This window comes from Actinacidiphila yanglinensis, from assembly GCF_900107965.1.
In the GTDB taxonomy this organism is placed as follows: Bacteria; Actinomycetota; Actinomycetes; order Streptomycetales; family Streptomycetaceae; genus Actinacidiphila; species Actinacidiphila yanglinensis.
This window is the reverse complement of sequence record NZ_FNVU01000021.1, coordinates 121,823-140,228: the sequence shown is the minus strand read 5'-3', so window position 1 is coordinate 140,228 and position 18,406 is coordinate 121,823. Positions and strand designations below refer to the sequence as shown.

The window sequence follows — 18,406 nt, the reverse complement described above, 5'->3', positions numbered from 1 at the left end:
ATGGCCGCCGGTCCGGCCGCGGTGCTGGTCGAGGCGGAGGACGGCGAGCAGGCGCAGGCGCTGCACGCGGAGGTCGTACGGCGCCGGGCGGCGGGCGAGTTGGGCGAGGTCGCGGAGGTCGTGCCCGCGGCCCGTACGGTGCTGGTCGCCGGGCTGGCCGACCCGCGGGCGTTCGCGGCGGACGTGCTGCGCTGGGAGGTGCCGCCGCTGGTGCGTGCCGCGGCGGGGACGGTGGAGTTGGAGGTGCGGTTCGACGGTCCGGACCTGGCGGACGTGGCGGCCCTGTGGCGGATGTCGACGGAGGAGGTCGCCGCGACGGTCACGGGTACCGCCTTCCGGGTGGCGTTCTGCGGGTTCGCCCCCGGGTTCGGCTATCTGACCGGGCTGCCGCCGGAGTTGGCGGTGCCGCGCCGGGCCAGCCCGCGCACCTCCGTGCCGCCCGGCTCGGTCGGCCTCGCCGGGCCGTACGCCGGGGTCTACCCGCGCGCGTCGCCGGGCGGCTGGCAGGTCGTCGGGACGACGGACGCGCCGCTGTGGGACCCCGACCGCGACCCCGCGGCCCTGCTCACGCCCGGCACCGACGTCCGCTTCACGGCGGCCCGATGAGCGCGCCCGACGCACCCGCCGTGCTGCTGACCGTCATCCGCTCCGGCGCGCTGACCACCGTGCAGGACCTGGGCCGGGCCGGGCACGCCCACCTCGGGGTGCCGCACTCGGGCGCCCTGGACCGGCCCGCGCACCTGCTGGCGAACGCGCTGGTCGGCAACGCGCCCTCGGCGGCCGGACTGGAGACGACCGTGAACGGCTGCGCGGTGCGGGCGTCGGGCCCGATGGTCGCCGCGGTGACGGGTGCGGCCTGCGCCGTGCGGGTGGACGGCCGCCCGGTGGCGTGGGGCGCTCCGGTACGGGTGCCCGCGGGGGCGGTCCTCGACGTGGGGGCGGCGCGCCGGGGGCTGCGCTCCTACCTGGCGTTCGCGGGCGGCCTCGATGTGCCGCCGGTGCTGGGCAGCCGCGCGACCGACCTGCTGTCCGGGCTCGGCCCCGCGCCCCTGGCCGACGGCCGTGAACTGCGGCTGGGCGGGGAGCGGTCGGGCCCGCCGCGCGCGGCCGACGTCCACCCGTACGCCGGGCTCGGGCCGGAGTTGGTGCTGCCGCTGGTGCCCGGCCCGCGCGACGACTGGTTCGCGGCGGACGCACCCCGCGTGCTGGCCCGCGGCCGCTACGAGGTCTCCCCCGCCTCGAACCGGATCGGGCTGCGCACCGCCGGCCCCGCGCTCGACCGGGTCCGGCACGACGAACTGCCCAGCGAGGGCATGGTGCTGGGCGCCGTACAGGTGCCGCCGGACGGGCGGCCGGTGGTCTTCCTCGCCGACCATCCGACCACCGGGGGCTATCCCGTCATCGGTGTCGTCCCCGAAGCGGCCCTCTGGGCCGCGGCCCAGGCAGCGCCGGGCACACCCGTGCGCTTCGTCCCGGCCGGGGGCACGCGGTAGCGGCCACCATCCCGCCGGCCAACGACCCCCGGATGCGGGGCCGTTGGTGCACTGCCGCGCCCAGGTCGCGCCGCCGGGCCGGCGGGTGCCTCCTCAGGCGTGATACACGGGCGTTGCCGGTGACCCCGAACTCCGCCTCCTCCAGCGGACCGTGGCCGTACTCCCGCCTCCGCGCACGAACGACACCCCGCTCGTCCAGCACCCCCGTACCGGCACGCCCAACGCCGCACGGCGTTCCCCGCGCGACCGCTCCCGCCGTACCGCCGCCTCCCTCCTCCCGCCTCCCTGCGGGTCCCGCTCACCCCGCCGTCGGCAGCACGGTCTCGACCCGCCCGCCGGGCACCCGCAAGGGCGCGGGGAGCAGCGTCGCCAGCGCGCGCTCGGTCGCGTCGCGGGCCGCGCGGTCCAGCAGCGGTACCGTGCCGCGGACCTCGTGGCGGTACTCCTCCGCGGCCAGTCGCAGCAGGTCCGGCAGCAGGTCACGGCTGCGGTCGGCGATCCAGCGGGTGCCGCGCGTGGCCATCCACCAGGTGGAGGCACCGCGCCCGGGGGGCGGCCGGTCGGGGTCGAGCGGGGGCGGCAGGCCGGCCGCGAGGCCCCGCGCCACGAGCAGCGCGTGGAAGTCGCGGGCGAGCAGCCGGTGGCCCTTCTCGCTGGGGTGCAGCCGGTCGGCGCTGAGGGTGCCCGGCGCGGTGGACCAGGAACGGTCGGCGGCGTGCAGGTGCAGCGCGCCGTGGTGCGCGGACAGGGCGTGCACCACCGTGTTGAGCGCCGCCATCCGGCGCCCCAGGGGGCGGGCGAGCGGCCAGGGCAGGCGCAGTACGGCGCCGGGGTCGGGCAGGCACGCCGTGAGGACGTCCGCGTCGGCCGCCCGCAGCGCCCCGATCGCGGCGTGCAGGTCGGCCGCGACCTGGTCGATCGCGAACCCGCCGCGCAGCGTGTCGTTGCCGCCGACGAGCACGGACGCGAGGGTCGGGCGGCAGGCGAGGGCCACGGCGAGCTGGCGTCCGGCCACGTCCCCCGAACGCGCGCCGCTGCGGGCGGTGTTGACGACGTCGACCGTGCCGGGACCGGCCCCGACGCCCTCCGCGAGCAGCGCGCCCCAGCCGCGCCAGCCGCCCCCGGGCAGCGGGTCGCCGACGCCCTCGCTCAGCGAGTCGCCCAGTACCGCGAACCGCACCGCCGCCTCCCGGCGCGGCCGCGCGAACAGCTCGGCGGTCATGGGCGGGCGTCCCCTGCGGCAGCGGCCGGGCGCACGGCCGGGGCGTCGTGGGCGGCGAGGAACGCGGCGACGGCGGCCGGCCACGGGTGGAGTTCGGCGCGGGCGCGAGCGGTCGCACGCCGGGTCTCGGCGGGCACCGCGAGCAGCCGCCGGACGGCGTGGGCGTACTGCGCGGGTGTCGCGGCGGCGGCGCCCGCCGGCCCGATGAGCGCGGGCAGGGCGGAGCGGGAGCTGGCCACCACCGGGGTGCCGCAGGCCAGCGCCTCCAGCGCGGCGAGGCCGAACGTCTCCACGGGTCCGGGCGCCAGCGCCACGTCCGCCGTCGCCAGCAGCGCGGCGAGCTCGGGGCGCCGCGCCACGTGGCCGAGGAAGGTCACCGGCAGCCGCGCCGCCGCCGCCCGCGCGGTCAGCCGGGCGCGCAGCGGCCCGTCCCCGGCCACCACGAGCACCGCGGCCACTCCCTGCCCGCGCAGGTGGGCCAGCGCGTCCAGGGCGTCGTCCGGCCGCTTCTCCGGGGACAGCCGGGAGCAGAGCACGAGCAGCGCCTCGTCCTCGCGCGCGTAGCGGGCCCGCACCTCGGGGTCGTGGTGGCCGCCGTGCCAGGCGGCGAGGTCGACGCCGAGCGGGGCGCGGACGACGTTGCGCGCGCCGATCCGGTCGAACTCGGCGGCCGCCCAGGCGGTGGTGCACACGATCCGCGTGTAGGCGTACGCGGACCGGCGGTTGAGGGCGTCGCCGAAGCGGCGGGCGAGGGGGGTGGGGACGCCCCAGGTGCCGAGCACGCCGTCGGCGCTCTCGTGCGAGACCATCACCGCCGGGACCCGGTGGCGCCGCGCCCACTCCCCCGTCCAGCGCAGGGTGGTGCGGTCGGAGACCTCCAGGCGGTCGGGTGCCAGGCGGGCGAGCAGCGCCTCGACCGGGGCGCGGCGGGCGAGCACCCGGTACCCGCCGGTGCCGGGGATCTCGGGGCCGGGCACGGTGATCACCCGCCCCTGCGAGGTCAGCTCGTCGGACCGCTCCGGACCCGGTACGACCAGGACGGGCTCGTGCCCGGCCGCCGCGTACCCCTCGCCGAGGTGCCGCAGCGCGGTGCGCAGGCCGCCGGACACGGGGGTGACGAAGTTGGCGACCCGCACGATCCGCAGCGGGCGGGAACCTCCGGTGCCGCCGGATGCGGCGCCGCGCGTCGTGCCGTCGACGGTGCCGTTCATGCCACGGCCGCCTGGTGCCGGGCGAGGACGTCGTCGTAGTGGTCGATGAGCTGGTCGCCGACCGCCTCCCAGGTGCGGGCGGCGACCGCGCGGCGGGCCTCGGCGCCGAAGCGGGCGCGCCGCTCCGGGTCGGCGTGCAGCCCGCGGACGGCGTCGGCGGTGGCGTCGGCGTCCAGCGGCGGGACGAGCAGGCCGGTGCGGCCGTGGGCGACCAGGTCCAGCGGGCCGCCGGCCGCGGGGGCGACCACGGGCAGGCCGCTGGCCATCGCCTCCTGGACGGTCTGGCAGAACGTCTCGAACGGGCCGGTGTGGCAGAAGACGTCGAGGGAGGCGTAGATGCGGGCCAGGTCGTCGCCGGTCCTGCGGCCGAGGAAGACCGCGCCGGGCAGGGCCGCGCGCAGCCCGCCGGTGCTGGGGCCGTCCCCGACGACGACCACCCGCACGCCCGGCAGCGCGCAGGTCGCGGAGAGCTGCTCCACGTGCTTCTCGGCGGCGAGCCGGCCGACGTATCCGACGATCAGCTCGCCGTGGGGGGCGAGTTCGCGGCGCAGGTCGTCGTGGCGGTGGTCCGGGTGGAAGCGCCGGGAGTCCACGCCCCGCGCCCACAGGTGCACGCGCGGCACGCCCTGGCGGACGAGCGCGTCCACCGAGGCGGTGGAGGGGGCGAGCGTGCGGGCGGCGGCGCTGTGCACCGCGCGGATCCGGCGCCAGGCGGCGGCCTCGCCCGTGCTGAGGTACGTCTTCGCGTAGCCGGCGAGGTCGGTCTGGTAGACGGCGACCGCGGGCACGCCCAGCCGTGTGGCGGCGGCCATCCCGCGCACGCCGAGGACGAAGGGGCTGGCCAGGTGGACCAGGTCCGCGCGGTGCGCGGCCACGGCGGCGGCGGTCCGGCGGCCGGGCAGCGCGACGCGCACCTGCGGGTAGCCGGGCAGCGGCAGCGACGGCACCCGGACGACGGGGCAGGGGTCCTGGCCGGGCTCGGGGGCGAGGGGTCCGGCGGGGGCCACGACCATCGGGTCGTGGCCGCGCCTGACGAGGTGCTCGGCCGTGCGCAGCGCGCAGTGGGCCACTCCGTTGACGTCGGGGGGGAAGGACTCCGTGACGATGGCGACTCTCATACGGTGGTTGTCGCCGGACCGGGAGTTGTCAGGGCCACGAGGATCTTTCCCGAAGGGGAACGCCCCATGAGCGTTGGGCTCGCAGGTCATACGGGGGTGGGCGCGGGATGCGGGTGGTGCGGACGGGGGCGGGGCCGGGAGGAAGGAGCGCCGCGGTGCGGGGGAGCTCCGCGGTCGGGCCGGGCGGGTCCGCCTGTGCGAGGGAGCACCGTGGTCGGGCCGGCGGTCGGCGGTCGTCGGGACCGAACGGGTCGGCGGGGCCGGCGGCCGGAGGCGGGCGAGGTGGAGCGACAGCGACGGGCGGGAGTCGGTAGGCTTCCGGCGCCCGTCCCCATGGGAGTCCACTCGATCGCCAGGCATGAAAGCCCGGTGGCCGGTAAGGATGCCGGACGGCGTTTCACGCCTGGCCACGGAAATCCCGTTGCCATGAGATCCCCCGCACCGGATGCTGACCTCATGTTCGACCCAGACATAGCGCCCAGTGGCACCCTTCTCGGCCTCCTCCAGCGAGGACGCGGGGACGGGCCCCTCCATGCCCTGGCGACCGAGCGGGCGGAGGCCCTCGCCGCCCTGGAGCAGTGCGTGCTGCGCGACCCCCGCCTGGACTGGCGGATCGAGTCGCGCTCGCTGTACTACGCCCGCCTCTACTCCGACCTGGAAGGCCCGCTCGACGGGATCGAACAGCACCTCTTCCATCCCGACGACCTCCTCGCCGGCGACGAGCACCGCTGCGGGCTGGCGCTGTCCGTCCTCGGCCACCTCGCCGGGTACGGCCGCCGGGACGCGCTGCGGCTGCTGCGCCGCTACGCCGCCTCCGGCGGCTCCTGGGCGTGGGCACTGGACGAACTCGCCCTGCGCGACGACGACGCCGGCCTGCGCTCGCTCGGGGCCGCCGTCGTCGCCCGCTTCCCGCAGACCCCCGAGGGCGACGCCGAGCTGGCCCGGGCCGTCCGCGAGGCGTACGAACCGAGGCCGTGGCAGCTGTGGGCCGAGGACGCCGCCCGGCCGGAGACCGCGGCCCGCGTCCGCAAGGCCGGCGAGCAGGTGTCCTTCGACCGCTGGCAGCGGCAGATGCGCCCCGCCGGACCGACTCCGGGGTGGAGCGTCACGGCCGTGCTGGAGTGGGCCGAGCAGGGGCTCGCGCAGTATCCCGTGATCGAGCGCGACCAGCCCGCCGCCCGCTGCCTGGCCTCGGTGGCCGGGCCCGAGGACCGGCCCGCGCTGCTGGACGCCGCGCTGCACGGTGCGTCGGCCGCCCGCGCCGCCGCGCTGCGCCACCTCGTCGACCGGCGCGACCCCAAGGCGTTCGCCCTCGTCGAGGCCGCCGCAGCCGCCGGGGACGAGCGCGTGCTGCGGGCCGCCGTCGAGTCGTTCGAGCGGCGCCGGGACGAGGAGGCGCTGGCGCAGGCGCGGCAGTGGGCCGAGCACCCCGACGCCCTCGGCTGCGCCGCCGCCCGGATCCTCGCGCGGCACGGCGGGCCGCGAGACGCCGAACTCGTCCTGGCCGCGTTGCGCCGGACCGTGCAGGTCGGCGGAGCCGACGCCGACGGGCTGGACGCGCTCGTCGAGGGGGCCGGGCGGCTCGCCGCGTGCCGGGCCGCACCGGTGCTGCGGCACCTGTACCGGGAGACGTCGTCGTCGCAGTTGCGCGGGGTCGCCGCGCACGCCTTGGCCGCCACCGATCCCGGGTTCGCCGCGGGGTTCGCGGTGGAGTGCCTGTGGGACTGCGAGGAGAGCACGCGGGAGTTGGCGGCGCGGAAGGCCGCGTCCGGGGATGTGCGGGTGCTGACGCAGTTGCGCCGGCTGGCCGCGGATCCGGCGGAGGAGGCGGAGGTCCAGACGGCGGTGCGGGGCCGGCTCCGCGCGGGATAGGGCTCCCGCGCCCGGCCGCAACTGCCGTACGGGTTCGCCCGGGAGCACCCGGATCACCCGCTCGTGAGGCCGGCCCGCTGCCACCGCATGCACACGAATGGGCGACCCCGGACCGCCCGAGGAGCTCCCGGGCGGGACCCGCTGGCGGCTGCACCGCCATGCCGTCGCGCCCGAGCGGGGCGGCCGGCTCCTCATTCGTGCCCGCTTCGCGGTGACTTGGGAGCCAACGGGCGTCAGGCATATGCCGGAAGCACCACCGGATCGGGTATCGCGGAAACCCTTACGGGCGATCGCTCGCTGTGCAACAGTCGTTACTGTTCCCCCTGTCCCACCGTCCGCCACGGCCGCAGCAGCGGCTGCCCGCAGACAGCCCTCGGAGTGCGTCATGCCGTCCCCCGCGCACGCGGATACCCCCGCAGCACAGCCACCGGGTCCCGGGGCCGTGGATGCCCTGATCAGCCAGGCACGCCAGTTGCGCAGCCGGGTCGACGAGGTGCTCGGCGAGAGCGCGTCGGCCGCCGAGGACCCGCGACTGAGATGGCAGCGTGCGCTGTGCGACCTCGCCGTGCACCAACTCGACGACCTCGGCACGCACTTGGGCCAGCTGCGCGAGGGCTTCGCGCCGGAGTCGCCGGACGGGGCGACGGCATCGGAGCAGGGATGGGGACCGGCCGCCGGGACGGGCGCGTCGGAACTGCCCGCGCCCGGGGCGGTGGGGGCGCTCGGCCGCGCGGGCAGCGCCGAGTGGAACCTGCTCACCGACGAGGTGAAGTGGTCGGACGAGCTGTTCCGGATCTTCGGGCGCTCCCCGCAGGACGGCCCGCTGACGTTGGACGAGCTGCCGTCGTGGCTGTTCTCGGAGGACCAGCAACTGCTCACCGAGATGGTGACCGGCTGCCTGGTCGACGGGCGGCCGATCGACGGCGAGTTCCGGATCGTGCGCGCCGACGGAACGGTGCGCACCGTGCACATGGTCGGCGAGCCGGTGCTCGACGCCGAGGGCGGAACCGTCGCGATGTGGTCGGTGATCCGCGACGTCAGCGACCTGCGGCGCAGCCAGCGCATGCTCCGCGAGACCCGGGACTCCCTGGACCGGCAGCGGCAGATCGCGCAGACCGAGCGCCGGCTCGCGGTGGAGTTGCAGGAGGCGGTGCTGCCACCGCGGCGCGGCGGCCTGCGCTTCCCGCAGGAGGGCGGAACCGCCGCGATGGACCTCGCCGCGCGCTACCTGCCGTCGTCGACCAGCGCCCTGATCGGCGGCGACTGGTACGACGCGATGCAACTGCCCGACGGCTCCACCCTCCTGTCCGCCGGCGACCTCACCGGACACGGCGTGACCGCCACTTCGGGCATGGCGATGCTGCTCGGCGCGCTGCGCGGGATGGCCGTGGCCGGCCTGGAGCCCGGCGTGCTGATGGCCTCGCTCAACGAACTCCTCGACACCGCCCCGCAGCCCGCCCTCGGCAGCGTCGTGTGCTGCCGCTACGAGCCCGTCGAGCGGGTGCTGCACTGGGCCCAGGCCGGGCACCCCGCCCCGCTGCTGTTCCGCAACGGGACGGGGCGCGTCCTCGACCCGCCCGACGGCATCCTGCTGGGTGCCGCATCCGGCACGCGCTACGCCCAGGCCCGCGAGCAACTCGCCTCCGGTGACATCCTGCTGCTGCACACCGACGGCCTCGCGCCCCGCCGCACACCCGATTCCACGGCGGGCGGCGGCAGCACCGAACGCCTGCTCACCATGGCGCCGCTGTTCGAGGCCGCCCGCTCCGCGCAGGACTGCCTGCGCCTGGTGGCCGAGGAGTTCGACGTTCCCGACCGTGCGGACGACGCCTGCGTGCTGATCGCCAGGATCTCCTGACCTGCCCGCTGCCGGATCTCCCGCCGTGGGAGGGCCGATGGCCGGCTGACCTGCCGCGTCACGTACGGCGATCTCACACGGAACGGGTGTGGGGCGCCTGCGCGTTCGGACCCTTGGCTCCCTTGGCCGCCCTCGGCTTCGGCAGCGCCGCCTCGATCTCCCGGCGCAGCTGCCGGATGTCGTCCTGCCCGGAGTAGCGCGCGGTGAGCCGGTGCATCTGGCGCAGCCGGTCCCAGGTGCGGAGCGAGGAGGTCTGGCCGATGCTCGCCAGCGCGATCCGGGCGTAGCGGTCGGCCTGTTCGGGGTCGTCGGCGATGAAGCAGGCCGAGGCGAGCGACAGGTAGTCGAAGATCATCGACCGTTCGTGACCGCCGCCGCGCAGGTCGATCGCCTGTCTGGCGTGCCGCTGGGCGTGGACGGCCGCCGCCGACTCGTGCTCGGCGAGGGTGCGGTAGGCCAGCGCCTCCATGCCGTGCAGGTCGGCCTCGTCGAAGTTCTGCATCCAGCTGGGCTGTTGCAGGTCGTCGCGGTCGGAGGCGAAGAGTTCCTCGGCCTCGCCCAGGGTGCGGCGCATCTCCTGGCCGCGTCCCATGGACGCCTGGGCCCACGCCTCGATGGTGCGCAGCATCGCCTGGGTGCGGGGCAGGGTCTCCTCGCCGGAACCGGACGTGGCCAGGTTCATCAGGTCGATCGCCTCGTCGGGGCGCTGCAGGTGCACCATCTGGCGGGCGGCGCGGGACAGGGCCTCGCCGGCCCGCGGCCGGTCACCGCCCTCCCGGGCCGCGTGCGCGGCGATCACGAAGTACTTCTGGGCGGTGGGCTCCAGGCCCACGTCGTGCGACATCCACCCGGCGAGCACCGCGAGGTTGGCGGCGACGCCCCACAACCTTCTTTGCAGGTGCGGGGGATGGCGGTAGGAGAGCATCCCGCCGACCTCGTTGAGCTGGCCCACCACCGCCTTGCGCTGGAGGCCCCCGCCCCGGGAGGCGTCCCAGGCCCGGAACACCTCGACCGAGCGCTCCAGCGACTCGATCTCCTGGTAGCCGATCGGGGCGGCTTCGTAGACGTCGTGGGCGGCAGGGTCCGCGGCGAGCGGATAGTCGAGGACCGGTGCATCGGCCGCGAGGGCCGGGTCGGTGTGCAGCCAGTCGTACATGGCGGTGCTGAGTACGGTGCCTGAGGCGAGCGCGGCACCCGCGCCCACCAGTCCGCGTCGGTTGAGCATGAGGTCCATTCCCGTGAATTCGGTGAGGACCGCGACAGTTCGTTCCGGCGGCCACGGCAGGCCGTCCCCGGCTTTCCTTCTCCCCGCCTGCCGGCGCCGGTCGAACCCGAGATCCTCGATGGTCACGACACGGCCGAGACGCTCGGTGAACAACGCGGCCAGCACCCTCGGCACGGGTTCGCGCGGCGACTCCCCGGTGTCGATCCAGCGGCGCACCCGCGAGGTGTCGGTCGCCAGCTGCTGGTGGCCCATGGCCGCCGCGTGCCGGTTGACCAGCCGCGCGAGTTCGCCCTTGGACCAGCCGGTGAGGCCGAACAGGTCCGCGAGTCGGGTGTTGGCTTCGTTGCCCACGTCAAGCCCCCAGGTTTCCTCGGCACGTTGACACTAATCCCGGTGACATTCGCCCCGCGACTATTCGCCAGGGTTCGCCAGGGTCCGCCAGATGGTCTGCCACCCGCGCCCGGGTGTCAGGTAGGAACGCGCCACCCCGGCCCGGTGCTCCATTCCCCAGGGTGCGGCACCGGACCGGGACGGCGCGCCCTTTGAACCCGTAGGCACACGAAGGGATCTGCTTCCACTCATGTATTCGGCATCGTCCTCCGTGTCCGCCCCACCCCGGCTCGCGTACCCGTCCGCCACGGACCCGGTGCTGCGCCCGCGTCCGGCCGCCGTACGGCGGACCGTGACCGGCGGATCCCATCCGCTCGGCGGGAGACTCGACTTGACCGGCCCGCAGGGGTCCCAGCTGCGTACCGCCGTGGCCGCCGTGCAGCGGATCTGCCCCGAGTTCACCCCCCTGCAGCTGCTGCGGCGCGGCGGCCGCACGGCGCTGCTGATCGGCACCTCCGGCCGGTCGCCGGCGGTCGCCAAGTGCCTGCTGGACCACTCCCATGCCTGGGCGGAACGTTTCCGCCACGAGATAGCGGCCTACCGCACGTTCGTCCGGCAACGCCCGCCGGTGCGGGCCCCGCGGCTGATCGCGGCGGACCCGGAGAGCTGCGTCCTGGTGATGGAGCGGATGCCCGGCAGGGTGATCACCCCGCAGCGGCACCCCGTGCAGGCGCCGACCCGCGCCGACGTGCGGGCCGCGCTGTCGGCGTACTCGCGGATCAACGCGTGGCGGCCGGCGGCCGGGTCCTTCGACGCGCCGATCGACTACCCGACCCGGATCGGGCGTTACCACGATCTGGGGCTGCTCACCGACCGGGACATGGGCGACCTGCAGAAGCTGCTGCGCGGACTGTCGCGCACGCCGGGGCAGTTCTGCCACGGCGACGCGCTGCTGTCCAACGTGCTGCTGTCCCCGGCCGGGCCGTCGCTGGTCGACTGGGAGCACGCGGGGTGGTATCTGCCCGGGTACGACCTGGCGGTGCTGTGGTCGGTGCTCGGCGACGATCCCGCGGCGCGGCGCCAGATCAGCCAGCAGGCACAGGCGCTGGGCCCGGAGGCCCGGGACGGCTTCCTGGTCAATCTGATGCTGGTGCTGACCCGGGAGATCCGCACCTACGAGACCGCGGTGCAGCGGACGATGCGGGCCACGGCGCCTGCCGCGCCCGGCGCGGCCGAGGCGGGCGAGGAGCAGCGGCTGCTGCTGCGGCGGCTGCACGACGACTGCGGCATGGCCCGGCGGGCCGTGCGCGCGGCGGTCGGCACGCAGTGACGGTGCCGGCCGGGGCCGCCCGCCGCCGAGCGGCCCGGTGGTCGGCGGTGAGGGCCCGCGCGACGGCCCGGGTCCGCGGCGGGCAGGGGCAGGCGGGCGCCCGTGGGGGGTTGGGGCCCGCACGGCACCGCGCCGCGTCACCGGCACCTCGCGGGTGGTCACCCTGATCGCTACCATCGGCACGTGCGTCAGCCGATGCGCGCGCGGGCGGAACGGTCAGTGAGGTGCGCGGGACGATGACAGGCCGGCAGGAGGACATGGCGGTCACGCTGCCGTGGATGGACGAGGGCACCGACCTGTTCCTGTCCGCCGTCGCGGGGCTGACCGACGCCGAACTCGACGCCCCTTCGGCCCTTCCCGGCTGGACGCGGCGCCACGTCGTCGCCCACGTCGCCCGCAACGCCGAGGCTTTGGACCGGCTGCTGGAGTGGGCGCAGACCGGCGTCGAGACCCCGATGTACGGCAGTCCCGCGCAGCGCGGCGACGACATCGAACGCTCCCACGGCTTCCCCGCGGAGCGGCTGCGCCACGAGGCGGCCGAGACCGCCGCGGCGCTGCGGGCGCATGTCGACCGGCTGGCGCCCGGCGAGTGGGACGCGCCCGTGCGCAGCGCCAAGGGGCGCGCCATCGCGGCCCGGGAAGTGCCGTGGATGCGCTCGCGCGAGGTCTGGCTGCACACCCTCGACCTCGGCTGCGGGGCGGCGGCCGACGCGCTGCCGCCCGCCTTCTGCGAGGTGCTGATCGCCGACGTCCTCGGCTCGTTCGGCGCCGGGGCGCCCGCGCTGGAACTGGTCGCGTCCGCCTCGGGCACCCGCTGGCGGTGCGGCGACGGGGCCGACGCCCAGCAGGTGACCGGAACCGCGGCCGCCCTGGCGGCCTGGCTCACCGGCCGCGCCGCGGGCACCGCACTGCGCTCGGCGGCCCCCCTGCCGGCGCTGCCGGCATGGCTGTGACCGACCGCAGCCGCCGCCGGCCGGGGCGTTCGGCCCGAGGCCGCCGCGGACCGGAGCGTTCGGTCAGTCTGCCTGGAACATCTCCGCGGGCAGCGGCTTGAGCAGCTGGTAGAGGTCCTCGGTGATCGGGCGGTCCCAGGTGGCGATGGTGACCTGCACCCCGTCGCTGCGGTCGAACTGGGCGCAGGCGACCCGGGACTCGGAGATCTTGATCCGGCGGACGATCAGGGGCCCGTCGGCCAGCATCACCGGGGTGCCCTCGATCTCGGTCACCTCGGCGGGCTCCTCGTTGCCGAGCGCGGCGAGCAGCTGCGCCACCTCGAAGGGCACCTGGCCCTCCTCCAGCTCGCGGGCCGGGGAGCCCTCGGGGAGGTTGCCGATCAGCATGGCGGGACCGCGGCCGCCGAACAGGTCGTACCGCAGGTAGATGCCCTGGCAGCTCCCGTCGGGGCCGGGCAGCAGCCCGGCGCCCAGGTCGCCGGGCCAGTCCCCCGGGTCCATCGCGAGGACGTCGAAGTCCGGCCCGGTGGGCGTGGCCGCGCTGCGGCGGCGGAGGAAGGACATGCCGCCATCGTACGTGGTGACACGCGCCTGGTGGGAGCCTGTCTTTCAGCGCTGGCGCGGCGCTGTGGCGGGTGCGGCCGCGGGCGCGGCGAGCGGTTCCGGCAGCCGGGCCAGCTCGGCTGCGGCGAGGTCGGCCAGGCCGTCCGCGCCGCAGCCCACCGCGCCGTCCAGGCCGCGCCGCAGGGCAGTGGACGCAGGGCCGGGACGCCCCGCCGCGCGCAGCGCGCGGCCCTGGGCGACCAGCGCCGCGGCGAGCTGGTGGGTGGCGGGTGAGGCCTCCAGGCAGGTGACCGCCTCGGCGAGCAGGTCGAGGCCGCGCGGTCCGCCGATCACCTCCGCGGCGACCCGCAGCGCGCCGCCGACCGCGGACGGCGCGCCGAACTGCCGGGCCCGGGCGACGGCGTCCAGCGCGGTGCCGGCCGCGCGCTCCGGCGCGTCGTGCGCCTCGGCGAGGGCGAGGTGGAGCTGCCACGGGCACCAGCCCGGGTTGCGCATGCCGCGCGGGTCGAGCCGCCGCCCGACCGCGGCGAGTTCGGTGGCCGCCTCCTGGTGGCGGCCGAGGGCGAGCAGGAGCTCGCCGTGCACGGCCTGCGCGTCCGGGAAGGTGACCGCGGCCGGGAAGGGCTCGGCGAAGTCGTAGTCGGCGGCGAGCGCGGCGGCCTCCTCGGCCCTGCCGCGGGCGATCAGCACCCCGGCGAGCACCGCGACGGCGTACCACTGCACGGGGGTGCCGCGGCCGACCCGCTCGGCCAGCCGCAGCCCGTCGCGGGCGAGTTCCTCCGCCTCGGCCAGCCGCCCGCAGCGGTAGCGGACGTAGCCGAGCAGGACGTACCCGAAGGAGAGGTGCGCGCCACGCCAGCCGTGGCGTTCGAAGTCGGCGATGCCCTCGGCGAACAGTTCCTCGGCGCGCTCGGGCCGGTCGGCGTACAGGTAGGTCATCGCGACCAGTGCCGGCACCTCGAAACCGCGGCCCTCGTCGGCCCAGGGCAGGCCGCCGTGGAGGGCGCGTGCGGCGTGCCGCAGCACGGTGCCGGTCGGCTCGCCGCGCAGGGTGGCATCCCAGGCGCGCAGCCCGATGATGTAGCGCTCGGTGAGGTCGCGGCCGGTGAGGCGGTCGGCGAGCCGGGCCAGCCGGCGCGATCTGCTGGGCGAGTCGGGTTCGTCCGAGCGGAAGGCGTCCCACATGAACTGCTCGGCCTGCATGCGCAGCCGGGTGCGGGCCGAGGTGGCCGTGCGGGCGGCGCGGCCGACGACGTCGGCGGCCTCGCTGAGCCGGTCGCTGTGGGCGAGGGACTGCGAGAGCAGGAAGAGGATGCCGTCGCGCAGTTCGGGGTCGTCGATCGGCTCCTCGAGGGCGGCGCGCAGATGGTTGACGGTGGTGGACGGCTCCAGGAGCTGCGTGGCGCAGCCGAGTTCGTAGAGCACGCCGGCCCGCTCCTCGGGCGGCGGCGGCTCGCGCAGCGCCCGGGCCAGGCAGCTGCGGGCCGCCTCGGGCGCGCCGGCCCGCAGGGTCTCGCGGGCGGCGGCGCGCAACTGGTGCACCACCCACGGGTCCTCCTCGGGGTGGGTCTCCAGCAGGTGGCGCGCGGCAGCGGTGGGCCCGAGCCCGGCGTCGACCACCGACCAGGCGGCCTTGCCGTGCAGGGCGACGCGGACGGCGTCGGGGATCGCCCGGTACACCGCGGTGGCGATCAGCGGGTGGACGAACTCCAGGGTGCGGCTGCCGGTGAGGATGCGCGCGTCCCGCAGCCGGTCGGCGCAGTCGGCGGCCTCCTGGCTGCCGAGTCCGGCCACGGAGGCGGCCAGCGCGGGCTGGATCTCGGTGCCGAGCACGGCGGCGGCCCAGGCGAGGCGGACGGTGGAGGGGCCGAGGCGTTCGAGCCGGGCGATCAGCCCGCTGCCCTTGACCGCGGCGACCAGGTCGCGCAGCAGGGGGGCGCCGGCGGCGTCGGGACGGAGCCCCCGGTCGAGCACCTTGGCGGTCAACTCGACCGCCTCGAACGGGTTTCCCGCGGTGACCGCCCAGCACTCCCGGCAGAACTCCTCGTCGGCGTGCGCGCCCAGCTGGGCCCGCACCAGCAGCCCGATCGCGTCGGCGGTGAGCGGCTCCAGGCCGATCGGACGGTGCCCGGCACGGCCGGGCAGGCCGCGGAACGCCTCGGCGGACGGCGGCAGTTCGTCGGGACGGTAGGCGACGACGACCAGGAGCGCGAGGTCGTCGGTGCGGGGCGCGAACGCGGCCAGCCAGTTCAGGGACTGCGGGTCGGCCCAGTGCGCGTCGTCCAGCACCAGCACCACCGGCGCGTGCTGGACCACGACGTGGGTGAGCACCCAGTCCAGCCCGTCCCGCAGACCCTGCGGGTCCGGCGCGGCGCCCTGCGGGGTGCACAGCCCGAGGGCGGGGCCGACGATGCCGTACCAACTCCCCAGCGCCGCCCGCAGTTCGGCCTCGCTCGACCCGGCCAGCAGCGGCTGGAGCAGCTGCCGGGCGACGTGGAAGGCGACCTGCTGCTCCTGGTCGCCGCCGCGTGCCGACAGCACGGTGCAGCCCCGCTCGGCGGCACGGGCGCGCACCTCGGCGAGCAGGGTGGTCTTGCCCAGTCCGGCGGGCCCGGCGAAGGCCAGCAGCCCGCCGCGCCGCCGGTCCCGGCCGCCCGGCTGCGCCGGCACGGCGCCTGGCCCCGGGCCTGTCAGGGCGGACAACGCTGCGTCGACGGCGGCGAGTTCGGCGTCACGCTCGAGCAGTACGCGCGTGGCGCCAGACGGCCGTCCAGCCATGTTCCTCTCCCCCTGCCGACCGGCGGGGCGCGCGCCGGGCGCACTCCGTTCGATGGGACCACAGGGTACGCCGTCGGCTGCGCTGTGTGAGGAGGAACGACCGTGCCGGTACGCCACTGGCAGGAGACGTACCGGCACGGAGGAGCCCGCGGCTCCGTAGGAGGCGGATGCCTTCCCGGCCGGCCCGCCGCGACTTTCCCACGGCCGTCGCGGCCGGCACCACTCCCCACTGGCCCCACTCCCCGGCAGAGCTCCCATGCGCCCCGCGTGCGCCCCCGTTACCTCACGTAACCACCACGGCGCCGGGCCGGGATCCGGATGCGGCGATCCGGACTCTGGGGTCAACCGGCCACCGGGGCGGGCGCGTTCGAGCCCTCGGGTCAACCGGCCGTCGCGGCAGGTGGGTTCGAGCCCTCGGCGGACGGCGTGCGGTGGCGGGCGTGGTGCCGGGCCACCCTTGCGCGGTTGCCGCAGGAGGGCTTGCACCACTCCTGGCGCGCGTGCGCCTGGACGAAGTAGCGGACGCAGCGCGGGGCCGGGCAGGCCCGCAGCCGCGCGCTGTCCGGCCCGGCGAGGAAGGCGATGCCGGCCCGGGCGAGCGCGGCGGCGAGCAGGTCGGCCGCGGGGTGGCGGCCGGTCGCGGCGCAGTCGGCGACGGGGCGGGCGTCAGCCGGCCAGGCGAGCCGGGGGGTGACCGGCACCCGGGCCGCCGCCGCGTTCAGCCGCTCCAGCGCGGCACCGGCGTCGGGCAGCCGTCCGGCGTCGGCCTTGCTGGGCGCCCCCGGCAGCACGGCCCGGGCGAACAGCGCCCGCAGCGCGGTCCGCACCTCGACGGCGGCGTCGAGCGCGGCGCGGTCGGCCCGGAAGAGCACCTGACGGTCCGGGCCGCCCCGACCGTCCTCCCCCGCCACCGAGAACCCGAACTCCTCCAGCGCCGGACCCTGCCCGCGCACCCACGCGGTCAACCCCGCCGGCTCGGCGAGGTCGTCGGCGACCCCGCCGTTCCCGTCGTGGCGGACGGTGACGGCGAGCGCGAGGGCGAGATGATCAACCTGCATGGGCTAATGGTATCGTCACTGTGAACCATTAACGCAGAGGGGGTATTCGTGTCCGACCTGCGCGAAGTGCTGCGCGAGATCGACGTGTTCGCAGGAGAGCTGCCGGACTTCGACGTCTCGGGAGCGCCCGGCGACCCGCACGAGCTGTTCACGGAATGGCTGCTGGACGCCCTCAGAAGCGGGGTGCGCGAGCCGCACGCCATGACCGTGTCCACCACCGGCCTCGACGGGAATCCGTCGGCGCGGGTGCTGATCTGCAAGAACGTCACGCCCGACGGCTGGCAGTTCGCCGCGGACGCCGGCAGCCGCAAGGGCCGCGAGCTGACCGGCAGCGGTGCCGCCGCGCTCACCTTCTACTGGTCGCCGCTCGCCCGCCAGGTGCGGGTGCGCGGGACGGTGGTCGCCGGGTCCCCCGAGGAGTCGGCGGCCGACTTCCTCGCCCGCTCGCCCGGCGCGCGGGCCGAGGCGCTGCTCGGCCGGCAGAGCACCCCGCTGTCCGACCTCGCCGCGCGCGACACGGACGTACGCGCCGCGGCCGAGCGGATCGCCGCCGACCCCGGGCTGGTCGCGCCCGGCTGGACGCTCTACACCCTGCGCGCCGAAGAGGTGGAGTTCTGGCAGGGCGACAAGGAGCGCCGCCACACCCGCCTCGACTACCGCCGTACGGACGCCGGTTGGGAGCGGGGTCTGCTGTGGCCGTGACCGACACGACGCCGGTCGACCTCCAGGAGGCGCTTGCCGCGGGGCAGTTGCGCCTGCGCTCCCTGCTGCCGGGGCTGACCGACGAGGCGCTGCGTGCGCCGAGCGTGCTGCCCGGCTGGAGCCGCGGCCATGTGCTCACCCACCTCGAAGGGGTCGGCCTGGCATTGGCCCGGCAGGCCCGCTACGCGCTGCGCGGCACGCTCATCGACGTCTACGACGGGGGCCGGGCGGCCCGCGACGCCGCCATCGAGGCGGGGCACCGCCGGCCGGTCCAGCAACTCGCGCCCGCGCTCGCGGACGCGCTGGACGAGGTCGAGGCGTCCTGGTCCCCGGTCGGACCCGACGACTGGGAGCGCCCGGTCCGCTACCGCGACGGGGTGCTGCGCGACGCCGCGCTGGCCTGGTGGCGGGAGCTGGAGATCCACACCGCCGACGCCGGCCTCGGCTACGGCACGCAGGACTGGCCGGTGCCGCTCTGCACCCACCTCGTCGGCTTCCTCGCGCCCCGGATTCCCGAGGGGTTCCGGGTGACGCTCACCGCCACCGACACCGGGTTCGCCTTCTCGCACGGCGCGGGTGAGCCCCTGCCCGTCGAGGGCCGCCTGACCGACATCGCCGCGTGGCTGGCCGGGCGGGTTCCCTCGCGGCCGCTCATCGGGGCTCCGCTGCCCGTACTGGGGAACTGGCCCTGA

15 protein-coding genes are annotated in these 18,406 nt (G+C 76.6%); 8 read left to right on the top strand and 7 right to left on the bottom strand.

Annotated elements, in window-relative coordinates:
• Both C4U44_RS33700 and C4U44_RS33695 read left to right on the top strand, forming a co-directional pair.
• Positions 1-606 (top strand): 5-oxoprolinase subunit B family protein, encoded by a 606-nt coding sequence (locus C4U44_RS33700; protein WP_103889921.1) that lies wholly within the window; start codon positions 1-3, stop codon positions 604-606.
• Entirely contained in the window at positions 603-1,493 is an 891-nt protein-coding gene (locus C4U44_RS33695; protein ID WP_103889891.1) for a 5-oxoprolinase subunit C family protein, read from the top strand. The genes C4U44_RS33700 and C4U44_RS33695 overlap by 4 nt, the downstream gene beginning before the upstream one ends.
• A gap of 298 nt (positions 1,494-1,791) precedes the next feature.
• Here the strand turns inward: C4U44_RS33695 and C4U44_RS33690 are convergent, their stop codons facing one another.
• The 3 genes from C4U44_RS33690 to C4U44_RS33680 are packed head-to-tail and all read right to left on the bottom strand — an operon-like array spanning position 1,792 to position 5,044.
• A complete protein-coding gene (locus C4U44_RS33690) occupies positions 1,792-2,715 on the bottom strand; it encodes an SGNH/GDSL hydrolase family protein (protein WP_103889890.1) in 924 nt (307 codons plus the stop codon).
• A complete protein-coding gene (locus C4U44_RS33685; RefSeq protein ID WP_103889889.1) occupies positions 2,712-3,926 on the bottom strand; it encodes a glycosyltransferase in 1,215 nt (404 codons plus the stop codon). Before C4U44_RS33685 ends, C4U44_RS33690 begins: the two co-directional genes overlap by 4 nt.
• Positions 3,923-5,044, bottom strand: a complete 1,122-nt coding sequence (locus C4U44_RS33680) for a glycosyltransferase family 4 protein (RefSeq protein WP_103889888.1) — start codon at positions 5,042-5,044, stop codon at positions 3,923-3,925. The genes C4U44_RS33685 and C4U44_RS33680 overlap by 4 nt, the downstream gene beginning before the upstream one ends.
• Before the next feature lie 456 nt (positions 5,045-5,500).
• Between C4U44_RS33680 and C4U44_RS33675 the strand changes: the two genes are divergently transcribed.
• Both C4U44_RS33675 and C4U44_RS33670 read left to right on the top strand, forming a co-directional pair.
• Positions 5,501-6,916 (top strand): hypothetical protein, encoded by a 1,416-nt coding sequence (locus C4U44_RS33675; protein ID WP_103889887.1) that lies wholly within the window; start codon positions 5,501-5,503, stop codon positions 6,914-6,916.
• Positions 6,917-7,301: 385 nt separating this feature from the next.
• Positions 7,302-8,774 carry a PP2C family protein-serine/threonine phosphatase gene (locus tag C4U44_RS33670; RefSeq protein WP_103889886.1) on the top strand — a complete coding sequence of 491 codons (1,473 nt, stop codon included), beginning with the start codon at positions 7,302-7,304 and terminating at the stop codon, positions 8,772-8,774.
• Positions 8,775-8,847: 73 nt separating this feature from the next.
• Here C4U44_RS33670 and C4U44_RS33665 read toward each other — a convergent pair whose 3' ends face one another.
• On the bottom strand, positions 8,848-10,350 hold the full coding sequence (locus tag C4U44_RS33665) for a DNA-binding protein NsdB (protein WP_103889885.1): 1,503 nt from the start codon (positions 10,348-10,350) through the stop codon (positions 8,848-8,850).
• 229 nt (positions 10,351-10,579) lie between these two features.
• Between C4U44_RS33665 and C4U44_RS33660 the strand changes: the two genes are divergently transcribed.
• Together C4U44_RS33660 and C4U44_RS33655 are read left to right on the top strand one after the other, a co-directional pair.
• Positions 10,580-11,659 (top strand): aminoglycoside phosphotransferase family protein, encoded by a 1,080-nt coding sequence (locus C4U44_RS33660; RefSeq protein WP_103889884.1) that lies wholly within the window; start codon positions 10,580-10,582, stop codon positions 11,657-11,659.
• Positions 11,660-11,895: 236 nt separating this feature from the next.
• Positions 11,896-12,612, top strand: coding sequence for a maleylpyruvate isomerase family mycothiol-dependent enzyme (locus tag C4U44_RS33655; RefSeq protein ID WP_103889883.1), 717 nt, complete (start codon positions 11,896-11,898; stop codon positions 12,610-12,612).
• A 63-nt stretch (positions 12,613-12,675) separates the two neighbouring features.
• Here the strand turns inward: C4U44_RS33655 and C4U44_RS33650 are convergent, their stop codons facing one another.
• The 3 genes from C4U44_RS33650 to C4U44_RS33640 all read right to left on the bottom strand — a co-directional run bounded on the left by C4U44_RS33650 (position 12,676) and on the right by C4U44_RS33640 (position 17,012).
• Positions 12,676-13,176, bottom strand: coding sequence for a hypothetical protein (locus tag C4U44_RS33650; RefSeq protein WP_103889882.1), 501 nt, complete (start codon positions 13,174-13,176; stop codon positions 12,676-12,678).
• A gap of 45 nt (positions 13,177-13,221) precedes the next feature.
• A complete protein-coding gene (locus C4U44_RS33645; RefSeq protein WP_103889881.1) occupies positions 13,222-15,954 on the bottom strand; it encodes an ATP-binding protein in 2,733 nt (910 codons plus the stop codon).
• A 380-nt stretch (positions 15,955-16,334) separates the two neighbouring features.
• The gene (locus tag C4U44_RS33640) at positions 16,335-17,012 is read right to left on the bottom strand and encodes a CGNR zinc finger domain-containing protein (RefSeq protein WP_103889880.1); all 678 of its coding nucleotides are present in this window, start codon (positions 17,010-17,012) and stop codon (positions 16,335-16,337) included.
• A 48-nt stretch (positions 17,013-17,060) separates the two neighbouring features.
• Here C4U44_RS33640 and C4U44_RS33635 point away from each other — a divergent pair, with 48 nt between their 5' ends.
• A complete protein-coding gene (locus C4U44_RS33635; RefSeq protein WP_103889879.1) occupies positions 17,061-17,714 on the top strand; it encodes a pyridoxine/pyridoxamine 5'-phosphate oxidase in 654 nt (217 codons plus the stop codon).
• Positions 17,711-18,406 (top strand): maleylpyruvate isomerase family mycothiol-dependent enzyme, encoded by a 696-nt coding sequence (locus C4U44_RS33630; RefSeq protein ID WP_235032545.1) that lies wholly within the window; start codon positions 17,711-17,713, stop codon positions 18,404-18,406. The genes C4U44_RS33635 and C4U44_RS33630 overlap by 4 nt, the downstream gene beginning before the upstream one ends.

Bases quoted from the DNA above. Each gene is read 5' to 3' on its own strand.
- C4U44_RS33700 (WP_103889921.1), top strand. From the start codon at position 1: ATGGCCGCCGGTCCGGCCGCGGTGCTGGTCGAGGCGGAGGACGGCGAG.
- C4U44_RS33695 (WP_103889891.1), top strand. From the start codon at position 603: ATGAGCGCGCCCGACGCACCCGCCGTGCTGCTGACCGTCATCCGCTCC.
- C4U44_RS33690 (WP_103889890.1), bottom strand. From the start codon at position 2,715: ATGACCGCCGAGCTGTTCGCGCGGCCGCGCCGGGAGGCGGCGGTGCGG.
- C4U44_RS33685 (WP_103889889.1), bottom strand. From the start codon at position 3,926: ATGAACGGCACCGTCGACGGCACGACGCGCGGCGCCGCATCCGGCGGC.
- C4U44_RS33680 (WP_103889888.1), bottom strand. From the start codon at position 5,044: ATGAGAGTCGCCATCGTCACGGAGTCCTTCCCCCCCGACGTCAACGGA.
- C4U44_RS33675 (WP_103889887.1), top strand. From the start codon at position 5,501: ATGTTCGACCCAGACATAGCGCCCAGTGGCACCCTTCTCGGCCTCCTC.
- C4U44_RS33670 (WP_103889886.1), top strand. From the start codon at position 7,302: ATGCCGTCCCCCGCGCACGCGGATACCCCCGCAGCACAGCCACCGGGT.
- C4U44_RS33660 (WP_103889884.1), top strand. From the start codon at position 10,580: ATGTATTCGGCATCGTCCTCCGTGTCCGCCCCACCCCGGCTCGCGTAC.
- C4U44_RS33655 (WP_103889883.1), top strand. From the start codon at position 11,896: ATGACAGGCCGGCAGGAGGACATGGCGGTCACGCTGCCGTGGATGGAC.
- C4U44_RS33650 (WP_103889882.1), bottom strand. From the start codon at position 13,176: ATGTCCTTCCTCCGCCGCCGCAGCGCGGCCACGCCCACCGGGCCGGAC.
- C4U44_RS33645 (WP_103889881.1), bottom strand. From the start codon at position 15,954: ATGGCTGGACGGCCGTCTGGCGCCACGCGCGTACTGCTCGAGCGTGAC.
- C4U44_RS33640 (WP_103889880.1), bottom strand. From the start codon at position 17,012: ATGCAGGTTGATCATCTCGCCCTCGCGCTCGCCGTCACCGTCCGCCAC.